The organism is Streptomyces sp. WAC05292, from assembly GCF_003949955.1.
Classification (GTDB): Bacteria; Actinomycetota; Actinomycetes; order Streptomycetales; family Streptomycetaceae; genus Streptomyces; species Streptomyces globosus.
In genome coordinates, this window is record NZ_RPSE01000135.1 from 1 (window position 1) to 14,397 (window position 14,397).

Below are 14,397 nucleotides of genomic sequence, written 5' to 3' on the forward strand. Positions count from 1 at the left end.
CCGAGGGGGTGGGGCGGTCCGGGCGGCGGGGGTGTGCTCATGCCAGGCAACCTACCGGACCCAACCGGAATCCGGATCGGGCCCCGTCCCGGGCACGCGACCCCCGCCCCCTGTGCGCCCACGCACACCGGAGGCCGGGCCCCGCGGGCTCCGGCCTCCGGTGTGCGTGCAGGTCAGGCGACCGGTTCGGGTTCGGGGGCCGCCGTACGGGGCTTCGGGGCGGGCCGCATGACGAGGGTGGCCAGGAGGGCCGCGGCCAGGACGCCCGCCGCGCTGATCGTGAAGGTCGTCGCCATGGCGGAGGTGAAGGCCTCGCGGGCGGCGTGGGCCAGGCCCGGCTCGCCCTGGGCGGCGGCCAGCGCGCCCACGATCGACTGCTTGGCCTGGTCGGGGGCCCCGGTCGGCATCCGGTCGGCGTAGCCGCCGGTCAGCAGCGAGCCGAGGATCGCGATGCCGAGGGCGGTGCCCGCCTGCTGGATGGTGTCGTTGAGGGCGGAGCCGACGCCGGCCTGCTCCTCGGGGATGGTGCCCATCAGGGCGCCGACCGCCGCCGGCATGGCCAGGCCGGCGCCGAGCCCGAGGAGGCCGAGGGCGACCGCCGGGACGGTGAAGCCGCTGTCGGCGGTGACGGTCGTCAGCAGGGCGAACGACGAGGCCATCACCAGCATGCCGGCCAGGATCAGCGCGCGGTGCCCGGCCTTGGCGGCGAGGGCGGCGCCGGCGCCGTTGCCGACGAGGGCGGCCACGGCCAGCGGCACGAAGGCGAGGCCGGCCTTGAGGGGGGAGTAGCCGAGGACGAACTGCAGGTACTGGGTGAGGACCAGGAGCAGGCCGCCGTTGCCGATCTGCACGAGCGTCAGGGAGAGGGAGCCGCCGCTGAAGTTGCGGTGCTTGAAGAGGGCCAGCGGGACCATCGGGGCCTCGGTGGTGTTCTCCCAGACGACGAAGCCGACCAGGGCGGCGACGGCCACGCCGAGGGTGACGGCGGAGCGGCCGCCGAACGCGCCGTGCTGCGGGATCTCGATGATCCACCACACGAGGGCGGTCATGCCGGCGGCGGAGAGGACGGCGCCCAGCGGGTCCGGCTTGCGCCAGGCCCCCTTCGACTCGGGCATCAGGGTGAGGGCCGCGGCGATGGCGAGGACGGCGACCGGCACGTTGATGAGGAAGATCGAGTGCCAGGAGAAGTGGTCGATCAGGACGCCGCCGAGGACGGGGCTGCCGACGAGGCCGAGCATCGAGACGGACCCCCAGGCGGCCATGGCCTTGGGCCGCTCGTCCTCGTCGAAGACGGTGATGAGTATCGAGAGGGTGGACGGCATGATCAGCGCGCCGCCCACGCCCATCGCGGTCCGCACGGCGATGACCTGTCCGGGGTCGGTGCAGAGCGTCGCGGCGAGCGAGGCGGCGCCGAAGAGCAGCAGGCCGATCAGCATGATGCGGCGGCGGCCGAACCTGTCTCCGAGGCTGCCCGAGGTCAGCAGCAGGCCGGCGAAGACCAGGATGTAGGAGTCGAGGATCCACTGGGTGTCCTGGGCGCTCGCGCCGAGGTCGGCGGTCATGGACGGGACCGCGACGGTCAGGGCCATGGAGTCGACCACGAGGACCAGCGAGCTGAGGCACAGCACGATCAGGATCCACCAGCGGCGTGGATTGCGGTCTGCCATGGATTTCCCCTCCGGTGGGAGCAGTCGGGTGGGCGGAGCGGCTTCTGCGTACACCGTTCCGGCGATGCGCACACTGTACGCACGCCGGAACAGTGTGCGCAACTGCGTCTCTTGTACGCTGATGCGCACGGTGTACGCACAGGCATGCGGCACCGGTCCGCGCTTGATCCGAAGAGCCCCAGGAGCGACGCCATGGCAGGCAAGAGCAACCCCGTCCCGTCCGTGTGGGCCCGCACACCGCGTGAGGCGGCCGGGCAGCCCGCGCTCAGCCGGTCGGCGATCGTCCGCGAGGCCGTCGCGATGCTCGACGCGGAAGGCGTCGAGGCGCTGAGCATGCGGAAGCTCGGTGCCCGCCTCGGCGCCGGCGCGACGTCCCTGTACCGGCACGTCGCCACGAAGGACGAGCTGATGGAGCTGGCCGTGGACGAGGTCTTCGGCGAGATCCGCGTCCCGGCGGGCGAGGAGCGGGGCGGGGACTGGCGGGCCGCCGCCACCGGGGCGGCCGCGTCCTTCCGCCGCACCGTGCTGCGGCACCCGTGGCTGGCCTCGGTGCTCGGCCAGGCCGGGCTCGCCTATCTGGGGCCGAACCTCATGGCGTCCTCCGAACGGCTCGCGGCGCTGTTCACGGGGGCCGGGTTCCCCGAGCCGAGCCGGGCCATCGAAACCCTCCTCGGCTACGTCATCGGGATGAGCTCGACGGAAGCGGCCTGGCTGACGACGGTGGCCCGGTCCGGGGAGAGCGAGGCGGAGCTCATCGCCCGCCTGATCCCGGCGGCGACGCAGGCGGCGGCCGGACACACCCACCTCCACGAGGAGTACGAGGCCGTGCAGGCGGCCCACACCGGCGGGGGCGGCGCCGGGCAGCCGGGTACGGGCGCCCGGGACGGATCCCCCGCGTCCGCCGCCGGCGCCGATCCCGCCGCGCTGCGGGACGCGAAGTTCGCGTACGGGCTGGAGGTCGTCCTCGACGGCCTGGCGCTGCGGCTCCCCCGGTAGCCGGCGCCGCCCCGCCCGCCGGCGGCCGGAGGGGCGCGGGGTGATCGCTTAGGGTGCCGGGGCGGCCGTGTGCCGTGCCGGGGCCGGTGATCGCGGTGTCCCGGGGCAAGGCGAGCGAAAGGGGCTTCGGCCGTGTCGGAGATATCGGAGCCGGGCCGGGCGGCGGACGCCGGGCCGGAGCGGCCGGAGGGCCGCGGCCCGTGGGCACCCCCCGGATCGGCGGGCGACCCGTGGGCGCCCCCCGGGCCGGCGGCCGGGCCGCGGCAGGCGCATACCGGCGGGCCTCAGCCGTACCCCGGGGCCCCGCCGTTCGGGGGCGCGCAGGGCGGGGAGCCCCGCACCGCCGCCGCGCAGGGCGGGCCGTATGCGCATCCTGCCGCGGCCTGGGGGTGGCCGGTGCAGCCGGAGCCGCCGCGGCGGGTCGCCGCACCGGCCGGGACGAGGTACCACGAGCAGTCGCGCAACGGGCGTCAGCGCTTCTGGCACCGCCTCGGCGAATTCCTCATCGTGGGCGGGCTGTTCATGGTGGCGATGGTGCTGCTGGTCGGGATCGGGATGGCGGTCGGCCAGGCGCTGGGGTTCGACCCCGCCCCCGAGGACGGAGGCGACCGGCTGCTGGCCGACCCGCTCGCCGACCAGGCGCTCGCGCTGACCGGCCTGGCACTCGGCATCCCCGCGGTGCTGCTGGCCGTTCTGTGGTGCGGGATGCGGCCGCCGGGGACGGTCGTGTCGGTGGTCGGACGGATGCGGTGGCGCTGGCTCGGGCTGTGCGCGGCCGTGGCGTTCCCGCTCATGGCCGTGCAGATGGGCGTCCTCGTCCTGTGGGAGTGGCTCGGCTCCGGGGACGAGGTCTTCGAAGGCGACGCCCCGGGGGTGACGCGGCTGCTGGCGGGGCTGGTGTTGTTCGCGGCGCTGGTGCCCTTCCAGGCCGCGGCCGAGGAGTTCGTCTTCCGCGGCTGGCTCGTCCAGTTCTTCGGCGGCTTCCTGCGCTCCCCCTGGCCCGGGGTGTGCGTGGCGTCCGTGCTGTTCGCGCTGGCGCACGGGTTCGGCGGGTGGAGCGGCTTCTTCCTGCTGCTGTACTCGGCGCTGTGGTGGGGGTGGCTCGTCCAGCGGACCGGCGGACTGGAGGCCGTGATCGCCATGCACACGGCGAACAACGTCCTGTCGTTCGGGCTGGCGCTCGCCCTGGGGCAGTTGGCGGAGTCCGGGACGGCCGCGGACGCGCCGTGGCAGGCGCTGGTCGTGGAGCTGGTGAGCGCGCCGGTGTTCTGCCTGGTCGTCGACCGGATGGCGCGGGCCCGCGGCATCGACTCGCGCCGGCCCGCGGATCCGGCCGGGGCACCGCCGGAGGTGCAGCCGGGGCCGCTCCCGCCCGGCCTGTCGGCCACGGGCACCGGCACGGCCCCGGACACCGGCACGGGCACCGGCCTTCCCGCCTGAGCGGGTGCCGGCGTACGACCCCGGCGGATCCTCGACGCGCGGAGCGGAGGGGCGGGGGTCGCGCCAACGGCCCCCGCCGATGCGTGGATCCGGACCGTCGGCTCCCGCAGGAGGGGCGCGAATCTTCACGGATGCGCCCCCGAGGGCAGTATGCGCGACAGGGGGCGTTGTTCAGTGCGGTCTCTTCTTCGTGAACGCCGCCACGCCCCCAGGGGGGCCGTGATCTGGGAGGACGCGCCGCCAGTCGCATAGTTCACGGACGGGCGGCCCAGGCGGCGGCATGTTCACCGGGTCGGACATCACCGGATATCACCCCCAGCAGGCGCATATGTCGGGCCGATGCCGGGGAGGGCGGCGTTCGGGCATGGTGGGTGGGCGCCCGTCGGCTTCCGGCCGCCGAGCGGCTGCCCGCAGCGCCAACTACGGGCCCGCGCAGGCGCTTTGCACCGCGATCCGGACCGTTGCTTCGATCGGAGGATTCCGTGATGGGAATGTCCGTGGCTTCCGTTGGGTGGGTTCCGGGGCTGGGCGTCCGCCCCTCCCCCGTGCGCGTGAAGGTGGTCGTCGTCGTGGTGGTGGCCGTGGTCACCGCCGTCCTGGCCGCGCTCGGCCAGGACCCGGGCACGTCCCTCGCGGTGATCGTGATGGTCACCACGACGGGCCTGGAGCTGGCCCGCCGCATCTGCGGTGACGGCGGCACGGACGGTGCCGGTCCCGTCCTCCCGCCGGCCGGCCGGTAGCGGCATGCCGACGGGACGGCGCGGGCGGCCCGAACAGCCGCTCGACACGAGCGTCCCGGCCCTGGCGGAGCTCGCGCGGGAACTGCGCGGGCTCCGTGCCGCGGCCGGGCTGACCCTGGCCCGCCTCTCCGCGGACGTCAACTGGAGCAAGGGGGCGCTCAGCGCCGCCGCGTCGGGGCGGAGCCTGCCCCGCTGGGAACTCGTACGGGCGTGGGTGCAGGCGTGCGACCCGGAGGCCAACCTCGATCTGTGGCAGGCCCGTTACGCGCGGGCCCGGGCGGAGCACCAGTGGGCCCGGATCGTGCCGCCGCAGGAGGGCCAGGCCGCCGAGCCGCAGCCCGGCCCGAGGGGCGCCGCCGCGCCCGCAGGGCTCCGCGGAGGCCTCCGCTCCGACCCGCGTACGGGCCCCTTCGCCGGAGGCGTGCCGGGGCCGGCCCCGGCCACGATCCCCGTCCCGGCCGGGCCGGCGGGCGGTGAGGCGGAGGCCGCCGCCCTGCCCGCGGGCCCCGCCGGCCCGGCGCACCCGGCGCACCCGGCGCACCCGGCGCACCCCGCGGACCCCGCCGACCCGGGGCACCCCGCCGGCGTACCCGCCGGCCGGGAGGCGGCGGCCGGCCCGGACGGCCCGGGGCCCGGCTCCCTGGAGCGGGACGCCTGGCGGACCCTCGCCCCCGACCGGCGCCCCTGGGGCGTGGCCGCGCACCCGGCGCCGATCCGCCTGCGCTACACCACCGTCAACCCGGACTTCACCGACGCGGGCCCCGACGCCCCCGACCTCGGCGGGCACTACGACGAGATCGCGGAGGTCCACGCCCTCGCCCGCGGCCGGCGCCTGCTCATCCTGGGCGACCGCGGCTCCGGCAAGACCCAGCTCGCCCGCCACCTCGGCACCCGGCTGCTCACCTCGGCGGACACCGGCGCGATGCCCGTGCTGGTGTCGCTGCGCGGCTGGCGCCCTCAGCCCGGCCCGGTCGACGACCTGCTGGCCTGGATCGCGGGCGCGCTCACCGGCTGCACCGCCGAGGACGTCCGCACCCTGCTCGGCAGGCACCTCCTGCTGCCCATCCTCGACGACTTCGACAGCCTCACCCTGCGCCAGCGGGCCTGCGCGCTGCACCTGTTCAACCGGCTGCCCGAGCAGGCGCCGTTCGTCCTGGTCAGCGGCTGGGCGGAGTTCACCGACACGGTGGAACGCACCGACACCGTCATCGCCGGCAGCGCCGGGGTCCGGCTGCGCCCCCTCTGCGTCGACGACCTCGACGGCTGGATCCAGCGCAGCTCCCGTTCCCGTACGAAGCAGCGGGAGTGGGCGCCGGTGCTGGAGGCGCTCGCGGCCCGGCCCGACCTGCCGGCCGCCGCGGTCCTCGCCGACCCGACCCTGGCCGGCGCGGCCCGCCTGCTGTACACGGACGGGCGCGCGGACCCCGCGGAGCTGGTCGCCGAGGACGCGACGGAGGAGTCGCTGCAGCTCCGCCTGGTGCGGCACCTGTTCGGGGCGTACCTGCCGTACCGCCAGTACCGGGGGCCGTTCCGCGAGCAGCGCCGCCACGCGGCCCTGCGGCTGCTGGCCTTCCGGGAGAAGGAGGAGGGCGGGCCGGTCGGGGACCTGCGGGTGCTCTACCGCGGGAGGCGGCCCTCCCGGTGGCAGGCCGCCGCGTACGCGGCGCTGACGGGCGCGCTGGTGTGGCTGATGCTGAGCTTCTACGACTCCGAGAGCCGGGCCGACCACTCCTACTACGCGTCCGCGTACGGCACGTCCGACTCGGGCGAGGAGCCGTTGTGGTTCCTGCTGGGTGTGCTCGCCGGCTTCGCCTGGTACGTGTACCAGCGGCACCGGCTGGATCCGCGGGCGGCACGCGGGGATCCGGTCGGGCGGGTCTGGCAGGGGTTGCTGAAGGGCGTTCCGGGCGGTCTGGTGCTGCTGTTCGCGGTGACGGTGCCGGATTCGGCCGCGGACATCCTGTTCCTGATGGGGGCCGCGCTGCTGCTGGGTTTCACCGCGTGGTCCGCGGAGCGGGCGGTGCGCCCCGCGGAGACCCTGTGGATCGTCGGGGACGTCATGGCGCCGCTGCTGTGCCTGGTGCTCCTGCTCGCCGCCTCGGGCGCCTGCGCGCTGCTGCTGCCGCTCCTGGCGGGCACCACGGTGACCGGGCACTGGATCCGGGCGGTCGTCTCGTCCCGGTTCGCCGCGTGGGGGCTGCCGCCGCACACGGTGCACCGGCTTCTCGACGAGGCGGCGGCGCAGGAGGTGCTGAGGGCCGGGCCGGACGGGTGGTCGTTCACGCACCCGGCCGTCGCCCGGTGGTACCTCCATGCACCGTCCCTGCCGGAGTTCGACGGCCCGTGACGGGGCCGCCGACGCGCTCCTGCCGGCTCGCGGCCGGTACGACGGACCTGGCGGCCCGCTCGATCTCCGCGCGGTGGGCCGCGCGGGCCTCCTCGTCGATCGGCGTCTCGTGTTCGGCGCGCAACCCGGTCCGGCCGTCGAGGCCTTCGCGCAGGATGTCGGCGTGCCCGGCATGCCGGATGGACTCGCCGAGGACATGGACCATGACGGCGAACAGGTTCGTGTCGGCATGGGGCTCCGGCCACCACGGCACGTGGCCGGGGGCGTCGAGGGAGAGCGCGTCGATCGTCGCGTCCGAGTGCTCCCATGTGCGCCGGTAGAACGCGGTGATCTGCTCGCGGGTCTCGTCCCCGGCCGCCCACAGATCGCTGCCGTCGGAGTCCTGCCACCGGGGCAGGGGTTCCGGGTACGGGCGGGCGAAGACCTCGCCGAAGTACCTGGCTTCGACGGTGGCGACGTGTTTGACCAGACCGAGGAGGTTGGTCCCGGTCGCCGTCAGAGGGCGGCGGGCGTCGTACTCGGACAGGCCGTCGAGTTTCCAGAGCAGCGCCTCGCGGTCGCGCCGCAGTCGCCCGTGCAGAGTGCCCTTCGCGAAGTCGTCGATCATGCGGCACGAGCCTGCCACGGGCTGCTCACGACCTCAAGATCCGCACGGTCCGGGCGGCCGGCGGAGCCGGGGGTCGGCCGGGGCCGCCGTTCGTCATCCGGCGGGCGGCTGTGCGCCGGCGGGGTCCGGCGGGGTGGGGTCGGCGCAAGCGGACAGGTAGTCGGCGAGCCGGGCGGCTGCGGTGAGCATGGCCGCGCCGCGCGCGGTGAGCTGCCGCTGCCAGTCGTCGAGGGCGCGGGTGAGGGCGTCGGCGCCCGCGCCGGTGACGGCCCCGGTGCGGGCGGTCGCGCGGATCTGCCGGACGACGGTGGCGATGCGGTCCAGGGGGTAGCCGCCGCGCCGCAGGAGGTGGGCGAGTTCGGCGTCGCGTACGTCGCCCTCGCGGAAGACCCGGTATCCGGTGCCGGGTTCGCGGGCGGGGTCGAGGATGCCGGCGGCCTCCCAGTTGCGCAGGGTCGCCGGGGTGACGCCGAGCCTGCGGGCGAGTTCGCCGACGGTCAGGGGCCCGCCGGCCGTGGCGGTGGCGGCGGTCGGGTGCGGAGGTTCCGCCGCGAGGTGGCCGACGGCCTGCCGTACGGCGGCGAGGGTCTCCCGGTCGCGCAGCAGTCGGGCGTGGCCCCGGTCCACGGCGTCGAGGGCGTCGTCGAGGGCGCCGCGGTGGACGGCGTTCATGATGCGGCCGGCCCGCTGGTGCCCGTACGCGGTGACGAGCGCGAGGAAGGCGCGCAGTGCGGCCGCGTGCAGCGGGGTGTAGACGCGGTAGCCGCTCGGGGTGCGCTCGGCGGGCGGGAGGAACCCGTCGCGCTCGTAGTTGCGGACGGCCTGGGTGGAGAGGCCGTGGCCGCGGGCCAGGTCGGCTGGTCGCATTGCTTCCCTGCTGTTTGAGACTTCTGCCGCCGAGAGGCCGGGTGGGCCGCGCTGATGGGAGGCAAAGCCTCCACCGGTCTTTCAAGGATACGCTTGCGGGACATGATGAGTCAGGACATCCGGGAATTCGTCCCTGCGTCATGCGGCCTGCTGGGCCTGGGAGAGCCGACGCACCTCGAACCCGCCTTCGGGTGGGTCCGCAACGACCTGGTCGCGCAGCTCGCCGGGCTCGGCTTCCGGTCGGTCGCCTTGGAGATCGACCGTGTGGCCGCGCTCGCCGTGGACGACTACGTCCGCAAGGGGCGGGGGACCCTCGACGCGGTGATGCGCGAGGGGTTCAGCCACGGCTGGGGGGAGTCGGCGGCGAACCGGCGGCTCGTCGCGTGGATGCACGCCCACAACCGGAGCCTGCCTCCGCGGGAGCGGCTCGCCTTCCACGGCTTCGACGCGCCGACGGAGTCCATGAGCGCGCCGAGCCCTCGGCCCTACCTGGAGCACGCCCGCGCCCATCTGGGCCTGGACCTCGGCGTCGACCTCTCGGAGCTGGCCGGCGACGACGGGCGGTGGAGCCGCCCGGAGGCGGTCCTGGACGCGGCGGCGTCGCCGGGGGCCGAACCGGCGGCCGCGGCGCTGCTGGCGCTCGCCGACGACCTGTGGGGCGCGCTGCACTCCCGCGCCCCGGAGCGGATCGCGGCCACGTCGCGGGAGGAGTGGCACCGGGCGGGCGTGCATCTCGCCGCCGGGCGCGGCCTGCTGCGCTACCACCGGCAGGCGGCGCGGCCCATGGACCAGCCGGAGCGGGTGCGGGGGCTGCTGGCCGTGCGGGACGGGCTGATGGCGGAGAACCTGCTCGCCATCCGCGCCGCCGAGGCCGGGCGCGGTCCGACGCTGGTCTTCGCGCACAACCTCCACCTCCAGCGGCCGCCGAGCAGCATGCGGCTGGGGGACGCGGACCTCACCTGGTCCGGTGCCGGTGCGGTGGTGGGGGCCCTGCTGGGCGCGGAGTACGCGTTCGTCGCCGGCAGCCTGGGCCGCAGCGCGGCGATCGGCCTGGGCGAGCCGGAGCCCGACACGTACGAGGGGCTGCTGCAGCGCCGGGCGGAGGGCGCCGGGTGGGGGCTGACCCCGGCCCCCGGGGCCGGCTCGGCCCGCACGCGCACCGACACCGTGCCGCAGCAGGGCTACTTCCCCCTCGGGGCGGCGGCCTTGGCGGGCGCGGCAGCGGTCCTCCACGTCCCGGACGGCCCGCGGACGACTGCCGGGTAGCCGGGCCGGGCGCACCGGCGGCTGCCGCCCCCGCGGCGGCAGCGGTCGGTTGGTCGGGTCCGTGCGGCCGCGTCGGAGGCGTGCCCCCGGGAGGGGACCGGGATCGTCCCCGATGTACCGACGTTCCCGGCGCCGGGGAACGGTTGCCCGAGCAGTCACCCGTGGCGCGGTCGATCCGAGCGGCCACTGCCCTTCCGCCGGCGACCGGCTGCGTGAGGCGTCGGTGCGGCCGTGCAGCGCAGGGCAAGGCAGGCCGTCGAGCCGGTGGCACGGATGACGTTCGGCTCGTTCCCCGGCCTCTCTTCTCCGGGGAGGATGGGATCATGGAACAGTCGATCTTGGTGGAGTCCGTCACGTACTCCGCTGCGTGCCAGGGGTGCGGTGCCGTGGCGGAGTGGTGCGGAGTACAGGCGCTGGTGGGCGGGACACTGCGGTGGGATGCCGAGTCGACGTGTTCGACCTGTGGGGTCGCCCTGGCCGTTTGCGGCGGCGCCCTGCCCGATGACGTGCGGAGCCGGCTGCTCTGCGAGCGCGGGCGCGGGCGCGCGAGGTTGCGCGTGAGCGGGCCGGCGGGCAGCGCCACCGTCATGCGCGTGCTGCGGGCGGAGTTCGGCATCGGCCTGGACGGCGTCAAGGCCGTGCTGACGCAGGTCCTCAGCGGGGAGTACCCGGCGACGCTGCCCGAGATGGAGCTCCTGGCTCGTAAGCTGCGGGCATCCGGGGTTGACGCGATCGCCTCACGGACGGTGGATTGAGCGGGACTTGGCGCTGGGCGGGTCGCGGTGCGCGGCGGACCCTGTTCGCGTCGCGGGCGGAGTGCCTTCCGGAAGCAGGTCGTGGAACACGTTCGGCCTCGCGGACACCGCTTTCGCTCCCGTGCTGTGTCCGCGTACGACAGGCCGGCGTGGAGGCCGTCGGGATCCGCCCCCGCCGGTACGGCCAGAGCCCCCCGTGTGAGAGCGGTCATCCGACCTCAGTGGACGCGGTAGATCCGGCCCGTCTGGGCGCCCTCGATCGAGCGGACGTACGCCGTTGCCACGCGGGAGGACGGGACCGGTTCCATGCCGGGGAAGAAAGGGGCGTACGCGGGGAGGGATTCCTCGGCGACGGTCGGGCTGACCGCGTTGATCCGCTGGGGCGGGAGTTCGATGGCGGCGGCGCGGACGAAGGCCTCGACGGCGCCGTTCGCCGCGGAGGCGGCCGCCCCGGCGCGGATCGGCTCCTCGGTGAGGATGCCGCTGATCAGCGTGAACGAGCCGGTCGGCGCGACGTGCCGGGTGCCTTGGCGGACCAGTTCCAGCTGGGCGAGCGCCTTGCCGCGCAGGGTCGCCGCGATGTCGTCGGCGGTCAGGTCGGCGAGCGGCCGGAACACGGCGTCGCCCGCGGCGACCGCGACCGCGTCCAGCGGGCCGGCCTGCGCGTACAGCCGGGCGACGGCCTCCGGGTCCGTGACGTCGGCCACGAGGTCGCCGCCGGTGCGGCCGACGCCGACCACCTCGTGTCCGCGTTCCGCGAGCGCCCCGCGTACCGCGCTGCCGAGCGTGCCGCCCGCTCCGACCAGGAGGATCCTCACCATGCACCGTCCCTGTAAAAACGACTCTCCGCCGGCGCGGGTGCCCCGGCCCCTCCGACGCTACGGAGCGTTCCGTGCGGGCGGAAATGCCGTCTGGGCAGGGACTATGCTTCCCAGGCATGGATGACGTGGAGCTGCGGCACCTCAGGGCGCTGGACGCGGTCGCCGCGGCCGGCACGGTGACGGCGGCCGCGGCCCGGCTGCACATGACCCAGCCGGCCCTGTCGCGGACGCTGGCGCAGTTGGAGGCGCGGGTCGGGGTGCGGCTCCTCGACCGGTCCTCGCGGCGGCCGGCCCTGACCGCCGCGGGCACGACGCTGCTCGGGCACGCCCGGGCCATCCTGGCGCACCTGGACGCGGCCCTCGCCGACACGCGGGAGGTGTCGCGGCCGCTGCGCCTGGGCTACACGTGCGCGGTGCTCGGGCAGCAGACGGTGCCGCTGCTGCGGTCCTGGCGGCGTACGCACCCGCAGGTCCCGCTGGAGGTGGTGCGGCACGACAGCAGCACCGCGGGCCTGGCCACGGGGGACGCGGATCTGGCGGTGCTGCGCACGGTCCCGGCGGACCCGCGGATCCGGACCGAGGCGCTGTACACGGAGGGCCGGGTCGCCGCCCTGCCGGACGACGATCCGCTGGCGGGCCGGGAGCGGGTGCTGCTGGCCGAGCTGACGGCGGGCCGGGACCTGCCGCTGGCGCTGTGGCCGGAGACGGGCACGGCGTCGCCGGAGCTGTGGCCGGCGGGGCAGGGGCCGGCCCGGACGGTGGAGGTCCGCAACGTGGACGAGTGGCTGAACCTGATCGCGATCGGCGGTGCGTTCGGTGTCGGCGCGGCGGGCACGGCGGAGAGCCACGGCCACCCGGGCGTCCGCTTCGTGCCGGTGGCGGACGCTCCGGCGGCCACGGTGTACCTGGCGCGGCCCGCGCACCCCACGCATCCGCGGACGGACGAGTTCCGGGCGGCGGTCCGCGATGCGGTGAGCGGCGGCGCGGCCGGCGCTTGAGGCCCGGCGGCGCCGTCAGCGGGCCGCCGCGCGGAGGGCCGTGGTGACCAGGCCGGCCAGGGTGTCCTCGCGGCCCTGGAGGTAGAAGTGGCCGCCGGGGAAGACGCGGGAGGTGAAGTCCGCGGTGGTGGCGTCGGCCCAGGTGGCGAGGGATTCGGGCGGGCAGCCCGCGTCGGTGTCGCCGCCGAGCGCGGTCACCGGGACGGGTACGCGGGCCAGCGGCCGGGCCGGGCGGTAGCGGGCGAGCAGCCCGAAGTCGCCGCGGAGGGAGGGCATCAGGAGCTCGCGGAGTTCGGGGACGTCGTACACCTCGGGCTGGGCGGCGCCCTGGTTGCGGACGTACGTGAGGAGGGAGGCGTCGTCCGGGGCGGGCAGGTTGGTGCGGTCGCGTACGGGGGCGGGCGTGCCGGAGACGAAGAGCCGGACGGGCAGCGCCTGCGGGGCGTGCCGGGCGAGCCGCAGGACCGTCTCGTACGCGACGAGCGAGCCCATGCTGTGGCCGAAGACGACGGTGGGCAGGGCGGGGAGTGCGGCGAGGGCGGCGGCGATCGCGTCGGCGAGCTCGCCGAGGGTGTCGGGGCAGGGTTCGCCGAGCCGCTCCTGGCGGCCGGGGTACTGGACGGCCAACAGCTCGGTGTCGGCGGGGAGGTGACGGGCCCACGGCTGGTAGGCGGGGGCGGCGCCGCCGGCGTGGGGCAGGCAGACGACTCGGGAGCGGTAGCGGGTCGCGGGCGCGTGGGAGGCCTTGCCGGGTATGCGGCCGGTTGCGGGGGTGAAGCGCTTCAGCCAGCGGTCTGCGTCCTGCATCCTGGTTTCTCCGGTCGTTCGTACGCGTACGGGCGTTCGCCGCCCGCCCGGCGGTGAGCCCGCCGGCACCAGGATGCCGGTGCGGTACGCGGGCCCGGGCACCGGGGCCCCCGGGACGGCGGCGGGGCGGGCGGCGGCTACAGCGGCTCGCCGAGGGGGCCGTGGACCGGTTCGAGGGCGTCGGCCCAGTGGGCGGCGAAGTCGGGCTGGGTGCCGTCGGCGTCGGTGAAGCCGTACTCCTTGTACAGGGACCAGGTCGCGAGGGCGCGGCCCGTCCACCGCAGGACGTCGGGGTCGGCGGCGAGGGCGGCGATGGCGCGGCCCAGGTAGGCGGGGCTTTCGGAGTACGCGAAGTCGGGGTCCTGGGCGACGGCGTCGCGCCAGGTGTCCTCGGTGACGCCGAAGTGGTCGAGCACCGCCTCGGAGCGCAGGAATCCGGGGGTGAGGGCGACGGCGGCGACGCCGTGCCGCCTCAGTTCGGCGGCCTGGCCGAAGGCGAGGCGGATGACGGCCGACTTGGCGAGGTCGTAGAAGAACGAGCCGCGGTAGCGGGCGGTGTTGCCGTCGGTGACCTCGACGACGAGCCCGCTGCCCTGGGCGACCATCAGGGGGAGGGCGTGGCGGCTGGTGATGATGTGGGTCTCGACGGCCTGGCGGAGCAGCCGCAGGCCGGTGTCGAGGTCCTGCTCCCACAGCGGGTGCTCCCAGTCGGTGAGCGGGTCGCCGCCCCAGACGGAGTTGACGAGGACGTCGAGCCGGCCGGACTGCTCGGCGCCGATGCGGTCGGTGAGGGCGCGGACTTCGTCGGGGTTGCCGTGGTCGACGCGTACGGGGATTCCGAGGCCGCCGGCGGCGGTGACGCGGGCGGCGGTCTCCTCGACGGTTTCGGGGCGGTCGAGCGGGGAGCGGCCGGTGGTGCTGCTGCTGCGGCCGGTGACGTACACGGTCGCGCCGGCCGCACCGAGGGCGACGGCCGCGCCGCGGCCGCCGCCGCGGGTGCCGCCGGCGACGAGGGCGACCTTGCCGGCGAGGGGCCGGGCGGGCGTGGCGTGCGTCATCGTTCCTCCGGGCGGGGATGGTGGGGGC

13 protein-coding genes are annotated in these 14,397 nt (G+C 75.9%); 7 read left to right on the forward strand and 6 right to left on the reverse strand.

Features of this window, described 5'->3' with window-relative positions; all coding sequences use genetic code 11:
• Positions 1-173: 173 nt before the first annotated feature.
• Positions 174-1,667 carry an MFS transporter gene (locus EF903_RS16540; protein WP_125544003.1) on the reverse strand — a complete coding sequence of 498 codons (1,494 nt, stop codon included), beginning with the start codon at positions 1,665-1,667 and terminating at the stop codon, positions 174-176.
• A gap of 192 nt (positions 1,668-1,859) precedes the next feature.
• On the opposite strand from EF903_RS16540, the gene EF903_RS16545 reads away from it, so the two are divergent.
• From EF903_RS16545 to EF903_RS16560, 4 genes are all read left to right on the forward strand, one after another.
• Positions 1,860-2,663 (forward strand): TetR/AcrR family transcriptional regulator, encoded by an 804-nt coding sequence (locus EF903_RS16545; RefSeq protein ID WP_125544004.1) that lies wholly within the window; start codon positions 1,860-1,862, stop codon positions 2,661-2,663.
• Positions 2,664-3,059: 396 nt separating this feature from the next.
• On the forward strand, positions 3,060-4,103 hold the full coding sequence (locus tag EF903_RS16550; RefSeq protein WP_260615441.1) for a CPBP family intramembrane metalloprotease: 1,044 nt from the start codon (positions 3,060-3,062) through the stop codon (positions 4,101-4,103).
• A 497-nt stretch (positions 4,104-4,600) separates the two neighbouring features.
• Positions 4,601-4,843, forward strand: a complete 243-nt coding sequence (locus EF903_RS16555; protein WP_125544005.1) for a hypothetical protein — start codon at positions 4,601-4,603, stop codon at positions 4,841-4,843.
• A 4-nt stretch (positions 4,844-4,847) separates the two neighbouring features.
• The gene (locus tag EF903_RS16560) at positions 4,848-7,190 is read left to right on the forward strand and encodes a helix-turn-helix domain-containing protein (RefSeq protein WP_125544006.1); all 2,343 of its coding nucleotides are present in this window, start codon (positions 4,848-4,850) and stop codon (positions 7,188-7,190) included.
• Here EF903_RS16560 and EF903_RS16565 read toward each other — a convergent pair.
• Positions 7,123-7,797: a DinB family protein gene (locus EF903_RS16565; RefSeq protein WP_125544007.1), complete on the reverse strand. Its 675-nt coding sequence runs from the start codon at positions 7,795-7,797 to the stop codon at positions 7,123-7,125. The two genes, EF903_RS16560 and EF903_RS16565, sit on opposite strands and share 68 nt — an antisense overlap.
• A 93-nt stretch (positions 7,798-7,890) precedes the next feature.
• On the reverse strand, positions 7,891-8,664 hold the full coding sequence (locus EF903_RS16570) for a TioE family transcriptional regulator (RefSeq protein ID WP_125544008.1): 774 nt from the start codon (positions 8,662-8,664) through the stop codon (positions 7,891-7,893).
• Positions 8,665-8,766: 102 nt separating this feature from the next.
• Here EF903_RS16570 and EF903_RS16575 point away from each other — a divergent pair, with 102 nt between their 5' ends.
• Positions 8,767-9,930, forward strand: a complete 1,164-nt coding sequence (locus EF903_RS16575) for an erythromycin esterase family protein (RefSeq protein WP_312845933.1) — start codon at positions 8,767-8,769, stop codon at positions 9,928-9,930.
• Between the two features lie 323 nt (positions 9,931-10,253).
• Positions 10,254-10,685, forward strand: coding sequence for a hypothetical protein (locus EF903_RS16580; protein WP_125544009.1), 432 nt, complete (start codon positions 10,254-10,256; stop codon positions 10,683-10,685).
• A gap of 218 nt (positions 10,686-10,903) precedes the next feature.
• On the opposite strand, the gene EF903_RS16585 is transcribed toward EF903_RS16580, so the two are convergent.
• Positions 10,904-11,503, reverse strand: a complete 600-nt coding sequence (locus EF903_RS16585) for a short chain dehydrogenase (protein WP_125544015.1) — start codon at positions 11,501-11,503, stop codon at positions 10,904-10,906.
• A gap of 119 nt (positions 11,504-11,622) precedes the next feature.
• Here EF903_RS16585 and EF903_RS16590 point away from each other — a divergent pair, with 119 nt between their 5' ends.
• Positions 11,623-12,504, forward strand: a complete 882-nt coding sequence (locus EF903_RS16590) for a LysR substrate-binding domain-containing protein (protein WP_125544010.1) — start codon at positions 11,623-11,625, stop codon at positions 12,502-12,504.
• Positions 12,505-12,519: 15 nt separating this feature from the next.
• On the opposite strand, the gene EF903_RS16595 is transcribed toward EF903_RS16590, so the two are convergent.
• Together EF903_RS16595 and EF903_RS16600 are read right to left on the reverse strand one after the other, a co-directional pair.
• Positions 12,520-13,311: a thioesterase II family protein gene (locus tag EF903_RS16595; protein ID WP_125544011.1), complete on the reverse strand. Its 792-nt coding sequence runs from the start codon at positions 13,309-13,311 to the stop codon at positions 12,520-12,522.
• A 137-nt stretch (positions 13,312-13,448) separates the two neighbouring features.
• Complete coding sequence (locus EF903_RS16600; RefSeq protein WP_125544012.1) at positions 13,449-14,369, reverse strand: SDR family oxidoreductase; 921 nt, start codon at positions 14,367-14,369, stop codon at positions 13,449-13,451.
• Between the last annotated feature and the right edge of the window lie 28 nt (positions 14,370-14,397).